The sequence below is a fragment of the Thioalkalivibrio sp. ALJ21 genome, assembly GCF_000378605.1.
In the GTDB taxonomy this organism is placed as follows: Bacteria; Pseudomonadota; Gammaproteobacteria; order Ectothiorhodospirales; family Ectothiorhodospiraceae; genus Thioalkalivibrio.
Genome location: NZ_KB905155.1, coordinates 53,984 through 78,310, shown reverse-complemented (window position 1 = coordinate 78,310; position 24,327 = coordinate 53,984). Strand labels below are relative to the sequence as shown.

General features: G+C 68.2%; 17 protein-coding genes. 8 read left to right on the top strand and 9 right to left on the bottom strand.

Features of this window, described 5'->3' with window-relative positions; translation table 11 throughout:
- Window positions 1-1,362, bottom strand: a complete 1,362-nt coding sequence (locus F579_RS0100345) for a sulfite oxidase (protein ID WP_019024762.1) — start codon at window positions 1,360-1,362, stop codon at window positions 1-3.
- Between the two features lie 195 nt (window positions 1,363-1,557).
- Between F579_RS0100345 and F579_RS0100340 the strand changes: the two genes are divergently transcribed.
- The 3 genes from F579_RS0100340 (at window position 1,558) to F579_RS0100330 (ending at window position 4,967) form a co-directional block, all read left to right on the top strand.
- The gene (locus F579_RS0100340) at window positions 1,558-2,313 is read left to right on the top strand and encodes an FKBP-type peptidyl-prolyl cis-trans isomerase (RefSeq protein WP_019024763.1); all 756 of its coding nucleotides are present in this window, start codon (window positions 1,558-1,560) and stop codon (window positions 2,311-2,313) included.
- Complete coding sequence (locus F579_RS0100335; protein WP_019024764.1) at window positions 2,307-3,848, top strand: S10 family peptidase; 1,542 nt, start codon at window positions 2,307-2,309, stop codon at window positions 3,846-3,848. Before F579_RS0100340 ends, F579_RS0100335 begins: the two co-directional genes overlap by 7 nt.
- Window positions 3,849-3,911: 63 nt before the next feature.
- A complete protein-coding gene (locus tag F579_RS0100330) occupies window positions 3,912-4,967 on the top strand; it encodes a GTP-binding protein (protein ID WP_019024765.1) in 1,056 nt (351 codons plus the stop codon).
- Window positions 4,968-5,093: 126 nt separating this feature from the next.
- On the opposite strand, the gene F579_RS0100325 is transcribed toward F579_RS0100330, so the two are convergent.
- From F579_RS0100325 to F579_RS0100305, 5 genes are all read right to left on the bottom strand, one after another.
- On the bottom strand, window positions 5,094-5,873 hold the full coding sequence (locus tag F579_RS0100325; protein ID WP_019024766.1) for a sulfite exporter TauE/SafE family protein: 780 nt from the start codon (window positions 5,871-5,873) through the stop codon (window positions 5,094-5,096).
- 6 nt (window positions 5,874-5,879) lie between these two features.
- Window positions 5,880-6,860, bottom strand: a complete 981-nt coding sequence (locus F579_RS0100320) for a M14 family metallopeptidase (protein ID WP_019024767.1) — start codon at window positions 6,858-6,860, stop codon at window positions 5,880-5,882.
- Between the two features lie 76 nt (window positions 6,861-6,936).
- Entirely contained in the window at window positions 6,937-10,842 is a 3,906-nt protein-coding gene (locus tag F579_RS0100315) for an EAL domain-containing protein (protein WP_019024768.1), read from the bottom strand.
- A gap of 21 nt (window positions 10,843-10,863) precedes the next feature.
- Window positions 10,864-11,298, bottom strand: coding sequence for a response regulator (locus F579_RS0100310; RefSeq protein ID WP_019024769.1), 435 nt, complete (start codon window positions 11,296-11,298; stop codon window positions 10,864-10,866).
- Complete coding sequence (locus F579_RS0100305; RefSeq protein WP_026301086.1) at window positions 11,295-13,382, bottom strand: PAS domain S-box protein; 2,088 nt, start codon at window positions 13,380-13,382, stop codon at window positions 11,295-11,297. The genes F579_RS0100310 and F579_RS0100305 overlap by 4 nt, the downstream gene beginning before the upstream one ends.
- Window positions 13,383-13,649: 267 nt before the next feature.
- Here F579_RS0100305 and hisI point away from each other — a divergent pair, with 267 nt between their 5' ends.
- The 5 genes from hisI to F579_RS0100280 all read left to right on the top strand — a co-directional run bounded on the left by hisI (window position 13,650) and on the right by F579_RS0100280 (window position 19,264).
- Window positions 13,650-14,093, top strand: coding sequence for a phosphoribosyl-AMP cyclohydrolase (gene hisI, locus F579_RS0100300; RefSeq protein WP_026301087.1), 444 nt, complete (start codon window positions 13,650-13,652; stop codon window positions 14,091-14,093).
- Entirely contained in the window at window positions 14,090-15,514 is a 1,425-nt protein-coding gene (cysS, locus tag F579_RS0100295) for a cysteine--tRNA ligase (RefSeq protein WP_019024772.1), read from the top strand. Before hisI ends, cysS begins: the two co-directional genes overlap by 4 nt.
- A gap of 2 nt (window positions 15,515-15,516) precedes the next feature.
- The gene (locus F579_RS0100290; RefSeq protein ID WP_019024773.1) at window positions 15,517-16,173 is read left to right on the top strand and encodes a DUF1007 family protein; all 657 of its coding nucleotides are present in this window, start codon (window positions 15,517-15,519) and stop codon (window positions 16,171-16,173) included.
- An 89-nt stretch (window positions 16,174-16,262) separates the two neighbouring features.
- Window positions 16,263-17,375, top strand: coding sequence for a nickel/cobalt transporter (locus F579_RS0100285; protein WP_019024774.1), 1,113 nt, complete (start codon window positions 16,263-16,265; stop codon window positions 17,373-17,375).
- An 80-nt stretch (window positions 17,376-17,455) separates the two neighbouring features.
- The gene (locus F579_RS0100280; RefSeq protein ID WP_018174716.1) at window positions 17,456-19,264 is read left to right on the top strand and encodes a long-chain fatty acid--CoA ligase; all 1,809 of its coding nucleotides are present in this window, start codon (window positions 17,456-17,458) and stop codon (window positions 19,262-19,264) included.
- Between the two features lie 21 nt (window positions 19,265-19,285).
- Here F579_RS0100280 and F579_RS0100275 read toward each other — a convergent pair whose 3' ends face one another.
- From F579_RS0100275 to F579_RS0100265, 3 genes are read right to left on the bottom strand one after another with little or no spacing between them, the layout of a single operon-like run.
- A complete protein-coding gene (locus F579_RS0100275) occupies window positions 19,286-20,170 on the bottom strand; it encodes a uroporphyrinogen-III synthase (protein WP_019024775.1) in 885 nt (294 codons plus the stop codon).
- Window positions 20,167-21,633, bottom strand: coding sequence for a siroheme synthase CysG (cysG, locus tag F579_RS0100270; RefSeq protein WP_019024776.1), 1,467 nt, complete (start codon window positions 21,631-21,633; stop codon window positions 20,167-20,169). The genes F579_RS0100275 and cysG overlap by 4 nt, the downstream gene beginning before the upstream one ends.
- 2 nt (window positions 21,634-21,635) lie before the next feature.
- On the bottom strand, window positions 21,636-24,326 hold the full coding sequence (locus F579_RS0100265) for a nitrate reductase (RefSeq protein ID WP_019024777.1): 2,691 nt from the start codon (window positions 24,324-24,326) through the stop codon (window positions 21,636-21,638).
- Window position 24,327: the final 1 nt, after the last annotated feature.

Below are 24,327 nucleotides of genomic sequence, written 5' to 3'. Positions count from 1 at the left end.
TCACGCAGCGACCGTGACCGGGATCTTGTGGACGATGTTGCCGTCGTAGCCACGCGGGTTCCACGGCTGGACGATGGGCTGGGTATTGCCCTTGTCGTCCACGGCGCGGGCCCAGATCTCGTAGTAACCGCGATTCTCGAAGGACAGCTCCTTCTCGAAATGCACCCAGGCGTACTTGTTGACCGGGTCGCCCTTGAGATCGGCCTTTTCCCAATTGAGACCAAAGTCGGTGGAGATCCAGACTTCCGCGACTTCGTCCTCGCCCGCCCAGGCATGGCCGGTGACTTTGACGGTCTCGCCACGCTCCAGACCGGTGTCTTTCTTCGGACCGGTAATCACGGACTTGATCAGCCACGGGCCGCCGACCTTCATGTCCTCTTCCGGCGGGCGCTCGCCCGGGGCCACCGGGTACTTCGGCATGCGGTAGGAGTAGCCGGTCATGCCACGACCGTCGTGTTCCTGATCACGCAGGGTGATGTTGGTCAGCCACTTGTGCGAGCAGGAGCCGTACCAGCCCGGCACGACCAGACGCACCGGGAAACCATGGGCAGCCGGGATGTCTTCGCCGTTCATCTGGTACGCCACGATGGTGTGCTCTTCCATCGCCTTGTCGATCGGCACGCCACGGGAGAATGGACCGCGATCGCCCAGGATCGGCTCGTAGCCCTCATGCGCGGTGTACACAGCGCTGTCCTTCACGCCGGCCCGCTCGAGGATGTCCTTCAGCGGTACGCCGGTCCACCTGGCGTTACCCACCGCACCGCGGTCCCAGGGGTTGCCGCGCGGCTGCGGGTCGAAGTTGGCGCGCCCGTTACCACCGCACTCGATGTGCAGGACCAGTTCCTTGCTGTCCATGCTCTTCAGGTCGTCGAGGCCGATCTCGAGCTCTTCATGCACCTCGCCGTCGATCTTCAGCGACCAGCCATTCGGGTCGCGATCCAGCGCCTGCTGCGGGATCAGGTCGTTGTTGCGGATGAAATGACGGCTGGCCGGGGTAACCTCGTCTTCCAGCAGGTGCGGCGGGGTCTCGACGTTCAACGGGCGATCGTTATGGACGATCAGGCCGTCCTCCTTGCCGGCGTCGGACATCGCGGACTTCGCCTGCTCGTCCTCGAGGCCATTCGCCTCGTCCGCCCAGGCGGCCGGGATCAGGCCACGCCCGAACAGGCCGCGCATCGCGGCGTCGGTGCCGGCACCAAAGCCGAACAGCGTCAGGGCAGCGCCGCCCACGCCCATGCGGCCCATGAAACGACGCCGGGAGACAGCTTCGTCAAAGATCTCGAGGGTCTGAGGGTCCGCCCCGGCGTCTTCCGTTACGCCCCGCAGTCGGTCCCAGAACTGGTTTTCTTGTTTCTTGGTCATTATTGCTCCTCCGTCGCACGGATCCTTGCGGTTAAGATCCCTTCAACAAGGCCTTGTCGAATCGGGATCCATGACCCTTTTAGACCAAGTTCAAATACATTTCAAAGCGTTTTTTGGGGAATTTTGGAAGGAAATTTCTGGTCCTGTAAAAGCCCCTCAGTAAAACAAAAACTTGCACTTTATAAGGATAAAATGATGAAAGCCTGGTTTCTGTTCGCCCTGTTCCTGACCCCGGCCTTCGCACTGGCCGACAGCCTCGAGATTCGCGACATCGAGGAGGGCGAGGGCCCCGAACTCGTACGGCACGACACGGCCCTGGTCCACTACGTCGGGCGGCTCGAGGAAGACGGCTCCGAATTCGACTCCAGCCGCGGCGGCCAGCCCCTGTCCGTGACCATCGGCTCCGGCCAGACGATCCCCGGCTTCGAACAGGCGGTCAAAGGTATGCGCGAGGGCGGCAAGCGCGAGGCGATCATCCCGCCGGAGCTGGCCTACGGCGAGCGCGGTGCCGGCAACATCATCCCGCCGAACGCCACGCTGCGTTTTGAACTGGAGGTCGTCGAGGTCCAGCGCGCCCCGTTCACCGGCCTGGACAACGAGGAACTGGCCGAGAAGCTCGACGAGGGGGTTACCATCGTCGATATCCGCCGCCCGGACGAGTGGGCCGAGACGGGCGTGGTGGAAGGCAGCCACCGCATCACCGCGTTCGAGGAAGACGGCAGCCTCAACCCGGAGTTCGGCCGCCAGTTCACCGCGCTGGTCGACTCCGACGACGAGGTGATCCTGATCTGCCGCGTCGGTAACCGCACCAGCGCGCTCGCCCAGGCCCTGTCGGAGGGACTCGGCTACGACAAGATCTACAACGTGACCGACGGGATCATGGAATGGCTGGACGATGACCGTGTCGTACGCCATGACTGCCCCGATCACGAGGAGACCGCTCAATGCTGATAACGGCGCCGCCACGACGCCCGCTCAAACCCGCAACTGCATCACGTACCGCCGCCAGCCCGCTCTACGGGCTGGCGCTCGGCCTGCTGATCGGTCCCGGGATGTCCGCCCCCCTGCTGGCGAACGAATCCGAACCGACGCCGCCTCTGCCCGACCCCGTCACCACCGAGCACTCGCTGGAACTGCTCGACGGCAAGATGCTGGAGTACCAGGCCACGGTCGGCTATGTCCCGCTGGGCGAGTCGATGGACGAACCCGATGCACGGGTCTTTACCGTCAGCTACACGGTGGACAGCGATGAAGACCGCCCGGTGACCTTCATGGTCAACGGCGGCCCGGGCGCAGCCTCGGCCTACCTGAACGTGGGCGGCCTGGGCCCGCGGGTGCTGGAGACCGACGACAAGGGTCTGGCTTCCTCCACCCCGCCCCGGCTGGTCGACAATCCCAAGACCTGGCTGGCGTTTACCGATCTGGTCTTTATCGACCCGGTCGGGACCGGCTTCTCGCGCGTGATGGGTGGCGAAGCCGATCAGTACTACTCCCGCGACGGCGACCTGGCCGCAATGGAGGAGACACTCGAGCGCTGGCTCGACGAACACGGCCGGCGCGGCAACGCGGTGTACCTGGCAGGTGAGAGCTACGGGGGCTACCGCGCCGCGGCGCTGCCGGCACGCATCGCCAAGGGCTCCGGTATCAGCCTGAGCGGCACGGTGCTGATCTCGCCCGCGCTGGACTACGGCATGCTGGAACACGGTACCGCCCGCCCGATCGGCTGGGCCCTGAGCCTGCCGGCGATCACGGCCGCCGCGAAGGCCCAAGGTCGTCTGGGCGACGATCCGCCCAGTCTGGAAGAGGCCGAGGCCTTCGCGCTGGGCGATTACCTGCAGGGCTTGATCCACCCCGGGCAGATCGACGACGACTGGATCGACGAGGTCGCCCGCTTTACCGGCCTGTCGCGCGACCGCCTGAAGGCCACGCGCGGGCGCATCACGCTGGATATGACCCAGCGCGGCCTGCTGATGGACGAAGGTCGGCTGGTCAGCCTGTACGACGGCGGCATCGACAACCTCGACCCGGTGCCCACACACCTGCAGCCACAGGCGGACGCCATCCTCGATGGCCTGACCGCCCCGCTTTCCACCGCGATGCTGGACCACCTGCGCAACACCCTGGACTGGGAACACGGGCACCAGTACCGCCTGCTCAGCCGCGACGTGTTCCGCGCCTGGGACTGGGAGGCCAGCGGCCGCGAGGGGTACTTCACCGCGATGGACGAGCTGGCCACCGCCCTCTCGCTTAACCGCGACTTCCGCATCTTCAGCGTGCACGGCGAGGCGGACCTGATCACGCCCTACTTCACCACCGAGTGGCTGCTGGGCCAGATCGCGTTCGCCGCCGGCGACGAGGCCGACTCGCGCATCATCCCGCGCGCCTACCCGGGCGGGCACATGCTGTACATGCGGGCAGACACCAACGAGGCTCTGTTCAACGACGCCGCGGCGTTCTATCGGGGCGAACTGCGCGCCGACGACTGAACCGAAACCAATCGCGTGGCGGACCCGCTGCCCAGGTCCGCCCGCCAACCTGGCCAACACCACATGACCACCCACCACGACATCCCCACCCACCTGGTTACCGGCTTTCTGGGGGTAGGCAAGACGACCACCATCCGCCAGCTGCTCGCGCTGCGCCCCGAGGGCGAGCACTGGGCTGTGCTGGTCAACGAGTTCGGCGAGATCGGGGTGGACGGCGGCCTGCTCGCGGACACGGGCGTTGCGCTGGAGGAGATCCCAGGCGGCTGCCTTTGCTGCGTCTCCGCGCAAATGTTCACCGTCGGCCTGAACCGGCTGATCCGCTCGCAGCACCCGGACCGCATCCTGATCGAGCCCACCGGGCTCGGGCACCCGGCCGAGATCATCCGCACCCTCACCCAGCCCCCCTACGACGGCGTGCTGGACCTGCGCGCGACAATCACGGTCATGGACGCCCGCCACCTGTCCTCGCCACGCCACCGCGAACATCCAAACTGGAACGACCAGATCGCACTGGCCGATATCCTGCTGGCCAACAAGGCCGACCTCTACAGCGAGGCGGACCGCGAGGCCCTGCAGGCGTTTGTCGCTGCCATGCCGCCACCACGCCCGCTGGTGGTCGAGACGACCCAGGGGCGCGTGGAATCGGGGTGGCTGGACCGCCCCCGGCTGGAACGCGGCGGGGCCCTGTTCCCGGAGGCCCGGGCCTTTCTGTCCGCCGGCGACCACGCGCACGATCATGCCCACGATCACGACCATGAGCACGATCATGCGCCACACGAACACGGGGACGAGCCGGTCACCATCGACACCCGTGGCGATGGTTATCTAGGCCGCAGCTGGCTGCTGCCCGAGGCACAGGCGCTCGATCACGCGGCGCTTGAGGCGCTGGTGAGCGGCTTTACCGGAGAACGCCTCAAGGGCCTCGTGCGGACCGATCAGGGGTGGCAGCGCATCAACCGCGTGGACGGCGACGGCGGTCTCGAGGCCATGGAAGCGCCCCCCACCGGCACCCGCCCCCGCATCGAGGCCATCCTGCCAGAGACCGACGCCCGGGCACTGGACACCTTCGACCACGCGCTGCAACAGGCTCAAACCGACGCTCAGCACACCACGCCATAAGCCTCGGGGATGGCCCGGGCAACCGATGCGATTCGCTGCGCTCATCGCATCCTTGTGTCTTGCGGTTCACGGATGACCGCAGGATGCAATGAGCACCGCGAATTGCATCAACCCAACGCCAGAGAACTACCCCAGCCAGACCGGATCGACGAAGAAAAGCACCGTGGTGCCGGCACCCACCAGCGTGACCAGATGCCGGTACCACGGTTCGGGCAGAACCCCCAGTAGCCCAATCCCGACCCGGGCGCCGAGAATGGCCCCGGCCCCGACGGCCAGCAGCCCGGTCGCGACCACCTGCCCGCCCGCTACAAACACCACGACGGCAATCAGCGTCAGCACCGTGGAGAGCAGGTTCTTCAAGGCATTGGCCTGTGCCAGGTCGACCATGCCCTGTCCCAGCAGAATCGCCAGCAGCAGGATGCCGACCCCGCCGTTGAAATAGCCACCGTAGACACAGCCAAGCCCCGCGCCTGCCACCCGGGCCAGTGCCGGACGGGCCGCATGGGCCGCGCGGCGCTGCAGCCACGGGCCCAGCGCAAACAGCAGTGTCGCCAGCAACAGCAACCAGGGGATGAAGGCCCGAAAACGCGCGTCCCCCGTCAGCAGGAGCAGGGCCGCGCCCAGCGCCCCGCCCAGCGCCCCCACGACCAGGAACAGCGCCAGCAGGCGCATGCCCAGATCCCGCCCCAGGATGCGCAGACGACGGTGATCGACGAGCAGGCTGGCCGCATACCCGGGCAGCAATGCGGCGGTCCCGGTGGCGTTGGCCGCCACCGGCGGGACACCCACGGCCATCAGGGCCGGCAGGGTCAGAAAACTGCCGCCCCCGGCCAGGGCATTCAAGGCACCGGCGAAAAACCCGGCCGCAAAAAGTAGCGCGGCAACGCCGGAGAAGACGAACTCCACGGGAGGTCAGATCACGCGGCGATCACTGAACTCGGCGCGATAAAACCATTCGTTGCCCGGCAGCGAGTTGGGGTTGGGGAACACAATGAAACCGTCGGCCGGGGCCTTCACTTCGGTCCCGTCCGCGCGAACACCGATCACGTCACCCTCGTGCAGGGGATCGAAGCTCTTCCACTCGCGCACGAACCGGTCATCGGGGTGGTCGCGGTCGATCACCTCGACCAGGCGCAGGACCTCCGGATCATCCTGCCCGGGCGTGGCCGGGGCCTCGATCATGCCGAGGTGGGCCAGGGTATTGAGGATCGCGTTGTAGGCGACCACCGGGGCCTGCGGGTCGTCGTGCTGGCCGCATTCCAGCGTCACCCCGTAGCCGCCCTGCGAGCGCATGTACTCGGTGGTGCCGATGCCGTAGCTGGGGTCGGTGGAGAGCATCTGCGCGCGGTGGCTGGCGTTCGGGTTTTTCATGCGCCGGGCGACCCCACGCGCGTAGGTATCCAGCCAGCCCTCGACCATGCGCCTCGGGCCCAGACAGGCGGCCAGGGCCTCTTCCTCGCGGGCACGGGTAAAGCCCTCCAGCCCGCCCTCGTTGTTCCGCGGGCCAAGCATGATGAACGGCTGGCCGCCGGTATGAAACGAGTGCAGATCCAGCAGGACGTCGTGCGCCGCCAGCAGCGGGCACAGTACGTTGGCGATGCGGTCCTCGAAGTCCTGCGGGTCCTCGGTCACGCGCAGGTTGCGGTTCAGGTTGCGCTCGCCCATGCGCTGCCCCAGCTGGTAGGCCAGCGGATTCGTGCGCGGGACCAGCGTCAGCGTCCCGCACTGCAGGCGCCGCTCGCCGCGCTCCAGCTCGTCATGCAGCCGCTCGGCCGCCTGCGTGCCGCAGGTCTCGTTGCCATGCACCGCCCCCAGCACGATCAGCCGCGGCCCCGGGGTCAGGCCGTGGAAGATCAGGGAACGCATGGCGGTAGGATGCGGCTGGGACGACATAACGACAGCTCCGGCGAACGGGTAAACAGCCCGCCATTGTACGCACGCAACCCGCGAGCGCGAGCCTGACGTCGCCTCAAACGGGCGAGGTCACTCGCCGTGCGGCCCACTCCAGCAGTTGCTTGGGCGGCAGTGCGGGGCTGTACAGGTAGCCCTGGCCGAACTCGCAGCCATGCTCGATCAGAAAGCGGGCCTGCGCCTCGTTCTCCACGCCTTCAGCGACGACCTCCAGCTGCAGGTTGCGCGCCATCGCGATGATGGTCGATGCGATCAGCCGATCGGTCCCCTCTTCGTCCATCCGATCCACACCGTCAACGAAGCTGCGGTCGATCTTCAGCACATCCAGCGGGAAGGTCTGCAGCACGGCGAGCGACGAATACCCGGTACCAAAGTCATCGATGGCCACCCGCACGCCCAGCGATTTCAATGCCTTGAGTCGCGTGACGGCCTGATCCCCCTGCTGCATCAGACCAGTCTCGGTAATCTCGAACTCCAACTGACGGGCGGGAAATCCCGTTTCCTCCAGGATCATGGCGACCTGCTCCACCAGGTTGCCACGCCGCAGCTGCACCGGGGACAGATTGACCGACATCACCAGGTCCGGGCTCACCTCGTCGAGCAACCGGCGACCCTGGCGGCAGGCCTCGCGCAGCACCCATTCGCCAAGCGGGACCACCAGCCCAGTCTCCTCCGCGATCGGAATAAAGCGATCCGGACGGATACTCTCGCCCGACCCGGTACGCCAGCGCACCAGGGCCTCCACCCCCGTAACCCGGCCATCGACCAGCCGGACCTGCGGCTGAAAATGCACCGCCAGCCCGTCATTCTCCTCGTTCAGGGCATGACGCAGGCGATTCTCCAGATCCAGCCGCTCGGCGGCCGCCTGGGTCAGGTCCTCGGTATAAAAGCTCCAGGTCTCGCGTCCCAGCGCCTTGGCCTGGTACATCGCCGCGTCGGCATGTTGCATCAGGTCCACCACCGTATCGCCATCTCCCGGGAAGCGGCTGACACCGATGCTGGCGTTGACGTAGACCACCTGCCCGTCGTCCAGCACGAACGGGCGCTGCAGCACCTCGAGCAGTGCCCGGGCTCTTTCCTCTGCCAGTTCGTGCGTGTCGGCGGACTCGAGGACCGCAAGGAACTCGTCCCCACCCAGTCGTCCGAGCAGGTCCGGGCTTTCCAGCACATCGGCCAGGCGCCGCGCGACCTCCAGCAACACCCGATCGCCGACCGAATGCCCGAGGCTGTCGTTCAGCGTCTTGAACCGGTCCAGGTCCAGGCAGAGAACGGCCAGACCGCGCCGCTCCGCGCGCGCCCGCTCGAGTGCGCGCCCCAGCAATGTCTGCAACTGGCTGCGGTTGGGCAGGTCGGTCAGCGAGTCATGCTGGGCGAGATATTCCAGTTCGTTCTGGGAGCGCTTGAGCGCGGAGAGGTCGGTCAGTACCCCTGCGTAGTACTGCGGCTCACCGCCCTCGTCGCGCACCACATCCAGGCTCAGCCACTGCGGGTCGGTCTCGCCGGTGGAACGGCGGTTCCAGACCTCGCCCTGCCAGTGCCCGGTGGCCACCAGGCTCGCCCACATCTCCTGGTAGAACTCGGCGTCGTGCCGCCCCGACTTCAGAAAGCGGGGATTTCGGCCCAGGGCGTCGTGCTCGGAAAACCCCGTAATCTCGCTAAAGGCCGGGTTGACCGCGACGATGCGGGCCGACAGGTCGGTGATCAGGATCCCGTCGCGGGTACTCTGGAACACGGCCGCCAGCCGGCGCAGCCCGGTCAGCGCGCGACGACGCTCCAGGGCGGCCCCGAGGTTCGCGGCGACGATACGGACCATGTGCTCGTCGGCGGCGCCCCAGATTCGCCCCTGGCGTACACGGTCCAGACCGACGAACCCCCGATACTCCCCGCGCACAAACAACGGCGCCAGGAGCAATGCCCGGGTCTGAACCGATTCGAACAGTTCCCGCTCGCCATCCGGCAGGTCAACGATCCGGGCCTGAATAATCTCCCCGGCCCGCAGACGCTCGTCCCACTGAGGCAGCACGGACTCGAGGCTCAGGTGGCGCAGGCTGGGTGGACGGATCGGAGGCTCCCCCTCGGGGTTCACCCAGAAGAACCGATGCTGCTCCAGGGTCTCGCGCTCGGAATCGGAGCCGGCATCCATCATCACGTAGGTACGATCAGCGCCCGTAACCCGGCCCAGCTCGCCCAGCAGGCGGCTCATCACGACCGACGGGTTTTCATTGCGCAGCAGGTTCAGGCTCAGGCCCGCAGCAGCCTCCAGTGACCGCTCGCGCTGTTCCAGCGCTTGCCAGGCGCGCAGCTTCTGCACCGCCAGCGCGGCCAGACGCGCAAACTCCTCGAGCTGATCGCGTTCCTCCGGACGCGGCAGTCGCGCATCGGCCAGGTAGACCGCAAACGTCCCCAGTACGTAGCCATCGGCGTCGCGAAAGGGAAACGACCAGCAGGCTCGAAACCCGGCCTGCGCCGTCGCCTCTTCCAGCCCGGCCCAGTAGGGGTGCGACTGCGTATCCTCGACCAGCACCGGCTCGCCGGACCAGGCCGCGGTGCCGCAGGACCCGACCCCATCCGCCACCGGGATGGGGCTGGTCACCGACCGCAGGCTCTCGGGTATGCGCGGACCAGCCGCGCCGACCAGCTGGTCCCCATCCGCATCCAGCAGCATCACACAGCCGTGCAGGTCCGGATTCAGGGACTCCAGCCCCAGCACCAGATCCTCCAGCAGTGCGGGATCACGCTCGCCCGTGGCGATCCGGTCCAGGATGTTCGCCCGGATCTCCTGAATACGCTGGTTGCGCACGCGTTCGGTGACGTCGATCAGCGTGCCGGTGAATGGCCGCTCGTCCCGCTCGGACTGCCGAGCGCGCAGTCGCAGTTCGCACCAGCGAATGCCACCTTCACGACTTTGCAGACGCACATCGCCGATGCCGCGTGTCTCGCCGGTCTCCAATACCTCGCGAACAAGCTCGCCGACGCGCCCCCGGTCTTCCGCCACCACGAAATCGACCAGCGGCCGCCCCAGGGTCTGTTCCAGCACAAACCCGGTGATCTCGGACCAGGCGGGATTGACAAAGACCCAGCGCCCCTGCTGGTCCAGATGAAAAAAGACATTGCCCGCCTGATCAATCACCTCGCGGTAGCGCCGCTCACTCGCGGCCAGGGCGGCACGCTCGCGGCGCAGGCGGGCGTGCACATGGACCTGGTCGAGTACGGCGGGCAGGCCCTTGAGGTACCCCTCGCTTTTCAGCACGTAATCGTCGACGCCCATACGCAGGGCCCGGGCGGCCAGTTCCTCGGTGCCCTGCCCGGTCAGCAGCACGACGGGCAGATCCAGTCCGCGTTCATGGCGGACGATACGCGCCAGCTCCAGACCGTCCATCGCGGGCAGACGATAGTCGACCAGCAGCAGGTCCAGCGCCAGTGGTTCCTCCGGCGAACTCGGCAGGACCTCCAGGGCGGCCTCCGCCGTACGTTGCACCGTGAGGTGGATATTCGGGGCGCGCCGCGCCAGCTCGCGACGCGCCAGGCCGATATCGAACTCGTTGTGTTCGACATACAGGACTGCCAGCGGCTCGCGCGGGTCCGCCACGCGCAGATCACGGTGCGAGCGCGCATCGACGATGCGCGTGGGCAGTCGCTCGAGATAGCCTTCGGCCTTGGTCAGGTAGTCGTCCGCCCCGGAGCGAAAGGCAGCGATCACGGTCTCCTGCTCGCCATGCCCGGTCAGGACGATCACCGCCTCGGGGCGCCCCTGGTCGCGCAGCTCGGCCACCAGATCCAGCCCGTTGCCATCCGGCAGACGCAGGTCCACCAGCGCACAATCGAACGTCTGGTCTGCCAGTGCTTCGCGCGCCCCTGCGAGGGTGTCCGCCACGACGACCTGAGCCGAAGGGACGCCGCGCTCGATGGAACGGCGCTGCAGATCGGCATCGGCAGCCTGGTCTTCGACCACGAGTACATGCATAGGGGGGATTCCGTCAGGGCGTCAGCGTGGGTGCTGGTTCAGCAGACACCAGTACAGTTCGACGTGTTCGGCGACCTCCATGAACTTCGTGAAGTCGACCGGCTTCACGATGTAGGAGTTGGCCCCGGCATCGTAGGCGGTATGGATATCGCGATCCTCGCTGGACGAGGTCAGCATCACCACCGGGATACGCCCGAACTCCGGGTGCGATCGCACCGCGCGCAATACCTCCAGGCCACTGATCTTCGGGAGCTTGATATCCAGCAGTATCACGGCGGGTGGTTCCTGCTCGCCGGACTCCCAGCGCTGCAGACAAGCCAAGGCCTCCTCGCCGTCGCGGGCGATCTCCAGCGGATTGGCCAGGTTCCGGCGGTCAAAGGCCCGTTGCATCAGGTCGATGTCCACGGGGTTGTCTTCGACCACCAGGATGGCCGGCTGACGCGCGTTCGGACTCATAGGGGAAGCTCCAGTCGGAAGGTGGCGCCGGCATCGGGGCGCCCTTCGCACTCGATGCGGCCCCCAAGACGCTGCAATGCCCGGCGCACTAGTGCCAGACCGACCCCGGTACCCGGATAGTCTTCGGCACGATTCAGGCGCTGGAAGATCTCGAAGATGCGTTCCTGGAATGCCATGTCGAATCCAATCCCGTTGTCGCTCACGGCCAGGTGGAGGGTCTCGCCCCGAGGTTCGGCCGTCACCGCAATGCGCGGCTTTTCGCGCGGTGCGCTGAACTTCAGGGCATTGTCGAGCAGGTTGCGCAGGGCCAGGCCCAGCCCGTCCGGGTCGGTCTGCAGTTCGAGATCCGGTGGCATATTGACGGCCACCTCGGCACGTTCACGCAGCGCGGGATCAAGGCCGTCGAGCACCTCCTCGATCAGCGGTTGCAGACGCACGCCGCGTTGTTCCAGGGGACGGCGTTCCATCCTCGAGTAGTCGAGCAGGTCACCGATCAGCTCGTTCATCTGCGCGACCCCGGCCCGGATGTTGCGGATGAACATCTGGCCTTCCGCGTCCAGCAAATCGACGTAATCCGCCTCCAGCAGCTGGCTGTAACCGTCGATCCCTCGCAAGGGCGCCTTGAGGTCGTGCGAGACGGCGTAGGAAAACGATTCCAGTTCCTGGTTCGCTGCCTCCAGGGCCGCCGTACGCTCGCGCACCCGCTCCTCCAGTTCGGCGTTGAATTGACGTAGCTCACTCTCCGCCTGCTGCAGGTCCGTAATATCCAGCATGGTCCCCTGAACCGCATGCAGCCCGTCGTCGCGCTCCGCCACGGAATCCACCGTCAGGCTGAACCAGCGTTCGGTACCGCGTGACGGGTGGCGCAGCAGCCGAAACCGCCGGCCGATACCTTCATGGCCCGGGGAAAGCTGTTGCAGCACTTCCTTCAACTGTTCCGCGTCGCCCGCATCCGGGTCGAACTGCACCTCCCAGACATCGCCCAGGCCGGGCGCATAGCGTTGCGGTTCGAGGCCCATCAATTCGTACAGATGATCGGACCACCACAGCTGCCCGGTCTCGATGACGTATTCCCAGGAACCCAGGCCCGCATGGCGCTCGGCATGGGTCAGGCGGTCCATCTGCCGGTTCAGGGCCTGCTCGGCCTTCTTGCGCGGCTCGATGTTGCGCAGGGTCACCAGCAGCAGGCGCTCGTCGGCGATCTCGGTCGCCTGCAGGTTCGCCTCCACCCAGAAGACGTGGCCGTCGCGGTGGCGCGCGCGCCATTCAAACACGATCTGCTCGCCCCGCCGGGCGCGGTCAATCAGGACCTGCTGGCGCTCGACCTCGTATCCGGGCTCGCGCGCGCTGAGATCCGTGACGGTGCAGCGCAGGATCTCCTCGCGCTCGTAGCCATACATGGCCAGCGCCGCGGCATTCGCCCCGACAAAGGCGCCCGTCTCGAAGTCCTGCAGCAGGATACCCTCCTGCACATTATCGAAGATGGCGCGAAAGCGCTTCTCGCTGTCACGCAGATTGCGCTCGGCCTGCACCCGTTCGGTCACGTCCATCAGCAGGCCGTGAAAGCGGCGAACCTCTCCCGCGCGGCCGCGCTCCAGCCAGGTCCGGTCCTCGACCCAGATCCAGCGCCCACCCCCCACATCCAGGCGGTAGTACTGCAGATACTCGTCCGGCCCGCGCTCCATGTGCCGGGACACGTCCTCGACGATGGCCTCGCGGTCTTCGGGATGAATCCTCTGGGAATAGTCGGCCGCACCGGACAATAGCGCCTCCGGCTCTATCCCCCAGCGCCGCACGTTCGGGGAGACATACACCACGGGCCAGCCCGGACGCGCGGCCCACTCGATGGTGACCACCGGCGAGCGATTGACCACCTCGGTCAGATAGCGCGCTTCGGCCGAGGCCCGGTCACGGGCCGCGAGCACCCAGTACAGCAGCAGGAACAGCACGACCGCGGTCACGCTGACATAAAGAAAACCCTTGACCGTCTGCAGCCAGCCCAGCACCTGGACATCATCCACCAGCCACAACAACGCCTGATCGGATAGCCCGATCCAGAGCAGTCCGACCGCCAGGTAGACCAGCGCCACCCAGCTGGCCGTGCGCCAGGCGCTGAACGCCTTGCCGGTGGATGGGCCCCTATCCCGTGCCTCGCGCTCCAACCCATTCCCCTGCCCGCGCGGAAACCCGCTTGTGTATTGCTACTTTAGTCTGAGAATCGACCACCCGCACCGGGGTTGCAAGAACTATCGACGCGCGCGCCTGATGAGCACTCTCACCGCGCGTATTGATCTGCTCATCACGAGCGCGGGATGGTACCCTTGGCGCTGGTTTCCGCTATGCCGGCGTACATGTTCAAGACACTGGAAAAAGCCTCGCGCAACACCCGCCAGCCAGCCGCCGAGGTGCTGGAAAAACTCAAGCTCAATCCGGACGGCCTGATCCCCGCGATCGCCCAGCAGTTCGACAGCGGCGAGGTCCTGATGATGGCCTGGATGAACCGCGAGGCGCTGGACGAGACCCTGCGCACCGGGCGCGTGTGCTACTACTCGCGCTCGCGCCAGGCGCTGTGGCGCAAGGGCGAGCAGTCGGGTCAGGTGCAGCAGCTGCAGTCCCTGCACCTGGACTGCGACGGCGACACCATCCTGCTGAAGGTCGATCAGACCGGCCCCGCCTGCCATACCGGCCGGCGCAGCTGCTTCTACGTGCAGATCGACAACGACGAGGCCGTGATCACCAGCGATCCGGAGATCGCCCCCGAGACCCTGTACGGCCACAAGGACGACCCGCAATGAGCGCCACCCCCGGTCGCGAGCTGATCCTGCACAACACGCTTGGCGGACGCAACGAGCCCTTTCGTCCACAAGACCCCGAACGCGTCACGCTCTACGTCTGCGGCCCCACCGTGTACAACCGGGTGCATGTGGGCAATGGCCGCCCAGTGGTGGTATTCGACGTACTCTTTCGCGTACTGCGCGAGCTGTACGGCCCGGAGCACGTGATCTACGCACGCAACATCACCGACGTCGACGACAAGATCAACAAGGCCGCGGCGGAGAACGGCGAACCGATCGGCGCGCTGACCGAGCGCTTCACCCGGGCCTTCCACGAGGACATCGCCGAGCTGGGCACGCTACCGCCGACCATCGAGCCGCGCGCCACCGATCACATCCAGCCGATGGTCGAGCTGATCGAACGGCTGATCGAGCGCGGCCATGCCTACCCGGCCGAGGGGCACGTGCTGTTCGACGTCACCTCCTACCCGGACTATGGCGCGCTGTCCGGGCGCACGCTGGAGGACATGCAGGCCGGCGCCCGGGTCGAGGTCGCCAGCTACAAGCGCCACCCCGGCGACTTCGTGCTGTGGAAGCCGGCCGCCGAAGGCGAACCGGGCTGGGACAGCCCCTGGGGCTATGGCCGCCCCGGCTGGCACCTCGAATGCACCGCGATGATCCGCAGCCACCTGGGCGCGATGATCGACATCCATGGCGGCGGGCACGATCTCGTCTTCCCCCACCACGAAAACGAGATCGCCCAGGGCTGCGCGGCGGAGGGTTGCGCCGAGCACGGCACGCACTACGCCCGTTACTGGGTGCACAACGGGCACGTGACCATCGACGGCGAGAAGATGTCCAAGTCGCTGGGCAACTTCCAGCTGCTGCACGACCTGCTGCAGGCCTATCCGGGCGAGGTCCTGCGCATGGCGCTGCTGTCGCGCCACTACCGCGCGCCACTGAATTTCTCCGAGGACACGCTGAACCAGTCGCGCAATGCCCTGAACGGGCTCTACCGCGTGCTGCGCGACCACGCCGATATCGAACCGCCCCCCGTGGACGCCGCCGAGACCCCGGTGTTCACCGCGCTGCTGGACGACCTGAATACCCCCGGCGGCATCACCGCTCTGCACCGCCTCGCCGATGGCCTGGCCGCCGCCAGCGACCCGGCCGAACGCGCCCGCCTGAAGGGCGAACTGATGGCCGGCGCCGGGCTACTCGGACTGCTGCAGCAGGACCCGACGGCCTGGTTCCAGGGCGATGGCGAGGACGGCGAACTCTCAGCCTGGGTGGAGGAGCGCATCGCCGCCCGGCAGGCCGCGCGCAAGAACCGCGACTTCGCCACCGCCGACGCCATCCGCGACGAACTCACCGCCCGCGGGATCGAGCTCGAGGACACCCCGGAGGGGACACGCTGGCAGCGCAGCGGGAGCGTCGCCTGAACATGGCCCGACGCCTCATCCAGCGACTCCTGCTGGGCCTGGCGTTGCTGATCCCTGGCCTCGCGCTGGCACACCCCCACGCCTGGATCGACCTGCGCGTGGGGCTCGTGTTCGATGACAACGGCCAGCTGGAGCGCATGCAGCAGGCCTGGCTGATCGATCCGACCTACAGCCACATGCTGCTGGAAGAGATGACCCGGGACCTGGACGGCGATATCGGCATCGACGAGGCGCTGGATCGGGTCGCGGAGCGCATGCTGGAAAATCTGGCCGCCTATAACTACTTCACCGAACTGCGCCACGACGACGCGGAGCTTGCGGTACCCCGGGCGGAAAACGCCCGGCTATCGCTGGAGGATCGGCGGCTTTATCTGCGCTTCGACCTGCCACTGGCCGAACATGACCTCGACAATGCTAACGGCTTCACATATCGCGTATTCGACCCGACCTACTGGATTGAAGTCCTGCATGACGCGGACGACGTGGTCCATATCGAAAATCGCCAGGGCTGCGAGGTGCAGATCGAAGAGGCGCGCCCGGACCCGCAGTTAATGCGCTATGCCGCCACCCTGGAACGTCAGGACCGCAGCCCGGTCGACAATCTCGGACGCTACTTTGCCGAGACCGCCACCCTGCAATGCCGGAACACCTCGGACTAGGCGAAGCACTGATCGATGTGCACGCTCGCACAGGATTCGAACGAAAAACCGGTCGATGCACCCGCAGGACAGCGTTATAGTATAACGATATGATCGTCGCCCCCGCCTATCGACTGAACGGCCTCACGGGCCCCCTGGTCCTCCTGGCCTTGGGGTTCTTCCTGTTGCTGGGTGTTTTCAGCGCCCACGCCGGCGAATCGGCCCATCCGCTGGGCGGCGGTGCACCCGCGGGCGAGGCCGAGGAGCGCGAGGCCATGCCGGATACCGCGACCGCACCGGTGCCGGAAACACTCGCCGATCCGCCCGGGGCACTGGAGCGTGTTACCGCCTGGATGCTGCAAACCCAGCGCCAGCTGCATCGCGACCTGACCCAGGGACTGCATGCCCTGCGCGACGCCCCCACCGCCCAGACGGCCGGGGCCCTGATCCTGATCAGCCTGCTGTACGGCGTCTTCCACGCGGCCGGCCCGGGCCACGGCAAGGCCGTGATCAGCGCCTACCTGCTGACCCAACCACAGAACCTGAAGCGCGGCATCCTGCTCTCCACCGTCTCGGCACTGGCCCAGGGGGTCACGGCCATCGTGCTGGTCGGGGTGCTGATCGGCCTGCTCGGCTGGCTGGCGCGCGATACGCTGGGCCAGGTCCGCACTCTCGAGATCGCGAGTTTCGCGCTGGTCGCCCTACTGGGGGTCTGGCTGATGCTGCGCGCCCTGCGCCACGCCTGGCGCCTGCACAAGGCCCACGCCCAGGCCCGCGCGGAGGCCCGGCACGAGCACGCAGGCCATCACCACCATGACCACCACACCCACGACGACCACTGCGGTTGCGGCACCCCACATCATGTCGACCCGAACCACAGCGGGACCTGGTGGGGCACGGTCGCGGCTGTGGGCATCCGCCCCTGTTCCGGCGCGGTGCTGATTATGGCGGTCTCTGCGGCGCTGGGCCTGGCCTGGGCCGGTGTCCTGGCCGTGCTGGCGATGTCGCTGGGGACCGCGGCCACGGTATCCGTTCTGGCCACACTGGCCGTCTCCGCACGCGACTGGACCCGCCGCTGGCTGGGCCCGACCCGCGTCGGCCGCCTGACCTACGTGGGCCCGGCCTTCGGGCTTGCCGGCGGCGGCATCATCGCGCTGATCGGCATCAGCCTGGTGATCGGGGCCGTCGCCTACCGGCCCGCCGCCCACCCGCTGGGACTGTAGAACGCCACAGACGCCAAGGTTGCCGCGCAGGACCGGGTCCTCTAACGTCCCGAACATACTCCAAGCTGCGAGACGCGCCGATGTCCGATTCCGCGATCCGTCCCGACCAGGCCCCGACCCTCCCCTCGCTGTTCCGTGTCCGTGTCGAACAGACACCGGATGCCCCGGCCTACCGCCACTACAACACCGCGCGCGAGGCGTGGCAGCAGACCTCCTGGCGCGAGATGGGCGCAATGGTGGATCGCTGGCAGGCTGCACTGGCCGCGGAGGGCCTAAAGCCCGGCGAGCGTGTCGCGCTGATGCTCGGCAATTCGCGCGAGTGGGTCGCCTTCGACCAGGCCGCGATGGGGCTGGGTCTGGTCCCGGTCCCGCTGTACACCGATGACCGTCCGGACAACGTCGCCTACATCATCGGCCAGACGCAGGCGCGCATCCTGCTGCTGGGCGAGAGCGCCCACAGCCGCCGGCTGTCCGAGCACTTCGAGAACATGCCGTCGCTGCGGCGCATCGTAAACATCGGCGGCGAGGACACGGAGCCGGAAGACGACCGCGTAGTCGAGCTGGAAGACTGGCTCGCACAGCACGAGGGTACGGATGTCCACTATCCGGATCTTGACCCGGAGGCCATGGCCACGATCGTCTATACCTCCGGCACCACCGGGCGCCCCAAGGGCGTAATCCTCTCGCACCGCAACATCCTGGAGAACGCCTGGGCCTCCTCGCAGGCCGGCCCGCTGTCGCCCGCCGACCGGTTTCTCTCGTTCCTGCCGCTGTCGCACATGCTGGAGCGCACCGCCGGGCTGTACATGCCCATGCTGATCGGTGCCGAGGTCGCCTTCGCGCGCTCCATTCAGGCCCTGGGCGAAGACCTGGTCAACGTGCGCCCCACCGTGCTGATCTCGGTGCCGCGCATCTACGAACGCGTGCACGGCCGCATCCAGGCCGGCCTGAAACAGAAATCGGGCCTCGGCCGCGCCCTGTTCAAGGCGACCGTCAACATCGGCTGGAAGCGCTTCGAGCACCAGCAGGGCCGCGGCGGCTGGTCCCCCGGCTTTCTGCTCTGGCCCCTGCTGGAGCGCATCGTCGCGCGCAAGGTGCTGGACCGCCTGGGCGGCGAGCTGCGCTTCGCGGTCTGTGGCGGCGCGCCGCTCCCACCGCCGATCGCCCAGTTCTTCATCGGCCTGGGCCTGCCGGTCCTGCACGGCTACGGGATGACCGAGGCCAGTCCGGTGGTCACCGTGAATACCCCGGACAACAACCTGCCCGCCTCGATCGGCAAGCCGCTGCCCGGGGTGGAGGTGAAGATTGGCGAGATGGACGAACTGCTCACCCGCAGCCCCTGCGTAATGCTCGGCTACTGGAAGAACGAGGAGGCCACCCGCGAGACCATCGACGAGGACGGCTGGCTGCACAGTGGCGACCAGGCCCGGATCGACGACAGCGGGCATGTCTTCATCACCGGTCGCATCAAGGACATCCTGGTGCTGACCAACGGCGAGAAGGTCCCGCCGGCCGACATGGAGATGGCGATCGCACTGGATGCGCTGTTCGACCAGGTGATGATCGTCGGCGACAACCGCTCTTTCCTGACCGCGCTGGTCGTTCCGGAGCCGGAGGCCTGGGCCTCGTTCGCCAGCGACCACGATCTCGAAGCCGAGGCCGATGGTCGCCTGCCGCGCAAGGCCGAACGCGCCCTGCTGCAGCGCATCCAGTACCAGCTACGCGACTTCCCCGGCTACGCCAAGATCCGCCATGTGCATGTAACGCACGAGGCCTGGTCTGTCGACAACGGCATGCTGACCCCGACCATGAAGCTCAAGCGCCCGGTGATCGTCGAGCACTACAGCGAAGCCATCGAGGCGATGTACGCCGGCCACGACGGTCACTGAGACCCGCGCCGGGCCCGCCATTCAGCCGCCATGTGCACCCAGGTGGCGCGCGAGCGTCGAGACCAGGGGTTTCATGAAGTACTGCCCGTCAGGGACCACTGTCGGGTGCACCCCGTGGGCGCGCAACTCGTCGGCCACCACCGGACCGATCGCGGCGACGACGGTGCGACCGAGCGCTGCCAGCAGCGCGTCCTCGCGCCCCGCGTCGCGGGCGACGCGCAGCAGGCGCCGCACCTGGGCCTGACTGGTGAAGGCAATCGCATCCACGTCCCCCGCGATCAGGGCCTCGATCAGCCCGGTCACGCGCCCGGTCTCGGCGGCGTCCGCATAGCGGTAGGGCCAGACGGGAAAGACCTCGGCGCCCGCCTGCTCCAGGAACTCGAGCAGGCGGCGGTTGGGTTCCGCGCCGTAGAGCTGCACCCCGATACGCTGCCCGGCCAGATGCTGCCCGGCCCGATCCTGTCCGGCCCGATCCTGTCCGGAAAGGGTTTCGATGATGCCCTCGGTCGTCGGTGCGGCCGCGATCGCATCCGGCCGCACGCCGAAGGGCTTCATTGCCCGCCCCGGCTTGGGGCCGCGCACCAGGGTCGGCGTCCGCACCACGGCGGCCAGCCAGGCGTCCTCGCGCCCGGCACTCCGGGCAAAGCCAGTCAGGCGGGTGAAGCCCTCGCCGGTCAGAAAGATCAGGCGGTCGAACGGCGCCTCGATCGCCCTGTGCAGCCAGGCCTCGATCGCCGTGCGGTCGGGGCTGTCGTGGATCGCGATCAGGGGGCAGCGCCAGACCTCGGCCCCGCGCCGCTCCAGCAGACCGGCGAAGACCTCCAGCGCCCGGCTCTCCGGCAAGGCCACCCGGCGACCCGCGAGGCCACTGGCCGCCGCCTCCGGCAGGACGGATGCGGCCGTCACGCCGCGCTCGCCGCCGCGGCACGCGGCCCCGACATCGGCATCGGCATCGGCTGTGGAAACACCGTGGCGGCCCCGGCATCCGGCTGGAACCAGGCCAGACGCGCGTGGCAGGCCGCCACCTCGCCGATCACGATCAGGCTGGGCGAGCCCACCTGCTCGCGCTCGGCACGCGCGGCCAGCGTATCCAGCGTGCCGCTGACCACGCGCTGGCGGGCGGTGGTGCCGTTCTCGATGATCGCCGCCGGGGTCTGCCCGGCGCGGCCGGCACCCTTCAGCCCCCGGCAGATCTCGCCCACGCCCTTGCGGCCCATGTAGAACACCAGGGTCTCGCGGGTACTGGTCAGCTGCGACCAGTCCACATCCAGCCGCCCTTCGCGGGTATGGCCGGTGATGAATCGCACCGACTGGGCATGGTCGCGGTGGGTCAGCGGTATGCCCGCATAGGCGGCACAGCCGCTGGCCGCGGTGATGCCGGGGACGACCTGGTAGGCCACGCCGTCGCGCGCCAGCACGTCCAGCTCCTCGCCGCCCCGGCCGAACACGAACGGGTCGCCGCCCTTCAGCCGTGCCACGCGCTTGCCCTCGCGCGCCAGTCGGGAGAGCAGCGCGCTGATCTCCTCCTGCGGCACGCAGTGGTGATCGCGCTCCTTGCCGACATAGAAGCGCTCGGCCTCGCGCCGCGCGAGGTTCACCACCTCGGAGGACACCAGCCGGTCGTAGACGACCACATCTGCCTGCTGCAGCAGGCGCAGCGCGCGAAAGGTCAGCAGGTCGGGATCGCCCGGTCCGGCGCCGATCAGGTAGACCTCGCCCGGCGTGCGGGCCGCGGCGTCCGCCAGTTCCTGTTCCAGGCGCGCCTCGGCCGCGTCCATGCGACCGGCCAGGGCCAGCTCGGTGGCCGGCCCGGCAAAGGCCCGTTCCCAGAAGGCGCGGCGGGCATTCACGTGGTCGAAACGGGCGCGCACCCGGTCGCGCAGCCGCCCGGCGAGATCGGCCAGCCGGCCATAGCCGGCCGGGATCAGGCTCTCGATCTTCGCCCGCAGCAGGCGTACCAGCACCGGGGCGCGGCCACCCGAGCCAATCGCGACGGTCAGCGGCCCGCGCTCCACGATCGCCGGCAGGATGAAGCTGCACAGCTCGGGCTGGTCGGCGACGTTCACCGGGATCGAGCGCGCGAGGCAGTCCTCCGAGACCTGGCGGTTGACCGCCGCATCGTCGGTCGCAGCAATCACGATCGCCACACTATCCAGGCAATCGGTGTCATAGACCCCCGGATCGCGGCTGATCGCCCCCGTTTGTTCGCGCAGCAGGCGCTCGGCGGCCTCGCTGTACTCGGGGGAGCGCAGGCGCACCCGCGCCCCGGCCTCCAGCAGCAACGCGGCCTTGCGCGTGGCCACCGGCCCGGCCCCGACCACCAGGGCCTCGCGGTCGTGCAGTTGCATATAAATCGGCAGGTGTTCCATGCTTATCCCTCCCGCGCCACGGGGTTCGTGGGCGCCTCGGCTTCTTCATTCAACAGGGTCTGGATCTCGGGTCGGCAGGAGCCGCAGTTGGTCCCGGCCTCGAGGGCCGCACCCACCGCCTCGCAGCTGGCAAGCCCCTGCTCGCGGATCGCAGTGCGGATGCACGTCTCGTCCACGCCGAAGCAGGCGCAGACCATGCACCCGCGCGCGGCCCGGCCGTTCGGCGGTCGCCCGGTCAGCAGAGCCATCCGTTCGGCATCGCTGATCGTCTCGGCCGCGAACAGGCCACCCAGCCACTCGCGCTCGGGCAGGCCCCGGTCGGGGCCCGCGAACAGCACGCAGGCGAGCCGCCCCTCGTGGATCCGCGCGGCGCGATAGCGTCCCCCGGCGGGGTCGGCGAACTCCAGCCATTCCCCCGGCCCGTCCAGGCGCTCGCGCCACGCATCCATCGTGGGCGGTGCGCCCCGCCCGGCCAGTTCGGTGCGCAGGTGCCGGGGACCACGGGCGGTGACCGCATAGTCGGCCTCCGGCGCGGAGATCGGCTCGCGGCTCAGCACGAAGCCGTGCCAGTCCAGCGCCGCCGGGCGCACGGCCACGGCCGTGTGCTTGAACGCCGGCTGCCCGGAGACGGGGTCGACATGCGCGGGCACCAGAGCATCGACTCGGGCGAGCCGCGCGATCGGCCGGCTCCAGTGCATGGGCACGAACACGCTGCCCGGGCGCTGCTCGCGGCGCACCTGCACCCGCGCCAGCAGACGCCCGTGGCGACTGGTCACCTCGGCGAGGTCGCCGGCCTGGACCCGGAACAGGCCGGCATCCACCGGATGGATCTCGACGAACGGCTCCGGCTGATGCGCACTCAGGCGCGGGGTGCGGGCGGTGCGGGTCATGCTGTGCCACTGGTCGCGGATGCGGCCGGTGTTCAGGCGCAGCGGATAGTCGGCAGCGACGGGGTCGGTCGGGGCCTGCGGAGTCACGGCCGCGAGCCGCGCCCGGCCATTGGCGGTGAAGAAACGGCCATCGGCATAGAGGTGTTCGGCGCCCGTCCGACTCCCCGCCGGCAGCGGCCACTGCACCGGCTCCAGGGCCTCGTACTCGGCGTCGGACAGCCTGGCCAGTGCGCCGATGTCGAAGTCGCGCGTGCCGTGGTTCTCGAAGGCGGACAGCGCCGCATGCTCGCGGAAGATCTCGCCCGGATGGGTATAGGGAAAGGCGTCGGCGAAACCCAGCCGCTGCGCGACTCGGGCCAGCGCCAACCAGTCGTGGCGGGCCTCGCCCGGGGGCGCCCGGAACGGGCGCTGGCGCGAGATGCGGCGCTCGGAGTTGGTTACCGTGCCGTCCTTCTCGCCCCAGGTGGTCGCCGGCAGCAGGACGTCGGCTACCCGCGTGGTCTCGGTCTCGCGCACGCAGTCGGAGACCACGACCAGCGGGCATGCGGCCAGGGCCTGCTCGAAGCGCGCGGCCTCGGGCAGGCTGAACAGCGGATTGGTGCCGATGATCCAGACCGCCTTCACCTGCCCCGACTCGACCGCGCGGAACAGGTCCAGCGCCTTCAGCCCCGGCTGGCGCGCGAGGTTCGGTGCGCCCCAGAAACGTCCGACCCGGTCCAGGGCCGCGTCGTCGAAGCCCATGTGGGCTGCCAGCTGGCTGGCCAGTCCGCCGACCTCGCGCCCGCCCATCGCGTTCGGCTGGCCCGTCAGCGAGAACGGGCCCATGCCCGCGCGCCCGATACGGCCGGTGGCCAGGTGCACATTGAGGATCGTCCCGGCCTTGTCCACGCCGCTGTCGGACTGGTTGATGCCCTGGCAGAAGGCGGTCACGGTGCGTTCGGTACGGGCAAACCACTGGAAGAACGTTGCCACCGCCTCCGGCTCCAGTTCGCAGGCCTCGGCGGTCGCGGCGATCGACGGGCTGGAGGCCCGCGCGGCCGCCAGGGCGTCGGCGAAGCCGTCGACATGCCGCTCCAGGAAGCCGGGGTCCAGCGCATCCTCCCGGCGCAGATGGTCCAGCAGGCCGTTGAACAGCCAGGCATCCGTACCCGGCGCCAGCGGCAGGTGCAGGTCGGCCGCCTGGGCGGTGGCCGTACGCCGCGGGTCGATCACCACCAGCTTCATCTCCGGGCGCGCCGCACGGGCGGCCTGCAGGCGCTGGAACAGGACCGGGTGGGCCCAGGCCATGTTGGAGCCCGTCACCACGACCAGATCGGCCTGCTCGAGGTCGGTATAGCTCCCCGGCACGCCATCCACCCCGAAGGCGCGGGTATGGGCGGCCACGGCCGTGGACATGCAGAGCCGGGAGTTGGTATCGATATTGGCCGAACCGATGAAGCCCTTCATCAGCTTGTTGGCGACGTAGTAGTCCTCGGTCAGGATCTGCCCGGAGACGTACAGGGCGACCGCATCCGGCCCGTGTGCCGCGATGGTCTCGCGAAAGCCGTTCGCCACATGATCCAGCGCGGTCTCCCAGTCGACACGCCGCCCGCCGATCTCCGGGTGCAGCAGCCGGCCCTCGTCGTCGAGGGTCTCGGCCAGTGCCGCGCCCTTGGAGCACAGGCGACCGGCATTCGCCGGATGGGCGGGGTCACCGCGCACCGCGACCGGAAACTCGCCGCCCGGCGTCGCGGTCACCTCCACCCCGCAGCCCACCCCGCAATAGGGGCAGGTGGTGCGGGTCACCGGCTCGGCCGTGGCCATC

Coding starts and splice junctions, on each gene's coding strand:
- F579_RS0100285 (WP_019024774.1), top strand. CDS start 16,263: ATGATCGTCGCCCCCGCCTATCGACTGAACGGCCTCACGGGCCCCCTG.
- F579_RS0100335 (WP_019024764.1), top strand. CDS start 2,307: ATGCTGATAACGGCGCCGCCACGACGCCCGCTCAAACCCGCAACTGCA.
- F579_RS0100340 (WP_019024763.1), top strand. CDS start 1,558: ATGAAAGCCTGGTTTCTGTTCGCCCTGTTCCTGACCCCGGCCTTCGCA.
- F579_RS0100320 (WP_019024767.1), bottom strand. CDS start 6,860: ATGTCGTCCCAGCCGCATCCTACCGCCATGCGTTCCCTGATCTTCCAC.
- F579_RS0100315 (WP_019024768.1), bottom strand. CDS start 10,842: ATGCATGTACTCGTGGTCGAAGACCAGGCTGCCGATGCCGATCTGCAG.
- F579_RS0100280 (WP_018174716.1), top strand. CDS start 17,456: ATGTCCGATTCCGCGATCCGTCCCGACCAGGCCCCGACCCTCCCCTCG.
- cysS (WP_019024772.1), top strand. CDS start 14,090: ATGAGCGCCACCCCCGGTCGCGAGCTGATCCTGCACAACACGCTTGGC.
- F579_RS0100330 (WP_019024765.1), top strand. CDS start 3,912: ATGACCACCCACCACGACATCCCCACCCACCTGGTTACCGGCTTTCTG.
- hisI (WP_026301087.1), top strand. CDS start 13,650: ATGTTCAAGACACTGGAAAAAGCCTCGCGCAACACCCGCCAGCCAGCC.
- F579_RS0100265 (WP_019024777.1), bottom strand. CDS start 24,326: ATGGCCACGGCCGAGCCGGTGACCCGCACCACCTGCCCCTATTGCGGG.
- cysG (WP_019024776.1), bottom strand. CDS start 21,633: ATGGAACACCTGCCGATTTATATGCAACTGCACGACCGCGAGGCCCTG.
- F579_RS0100290 (WP_019024773.1), top strand. CDS start 15,517: ATGGCCCGACGCCTCATCCAGCGACTCCTGCTGGGCCTGGCGTTGCTG.
- F579_RS0100345 (WP_019024762.1), bottom strand. CDS start 1,362: ATGACCAAGAAACAAGAAAACCAGTTCTGGGACCGACTGCGGGGCGTA.
- F579_RS0100310 (WP_019024769.1), bottom strand. CDS start 11,298: ATGAGTCCGAACGCGCGTCAGCCGGCCATCCTGGTGGTCGAAGACAAC.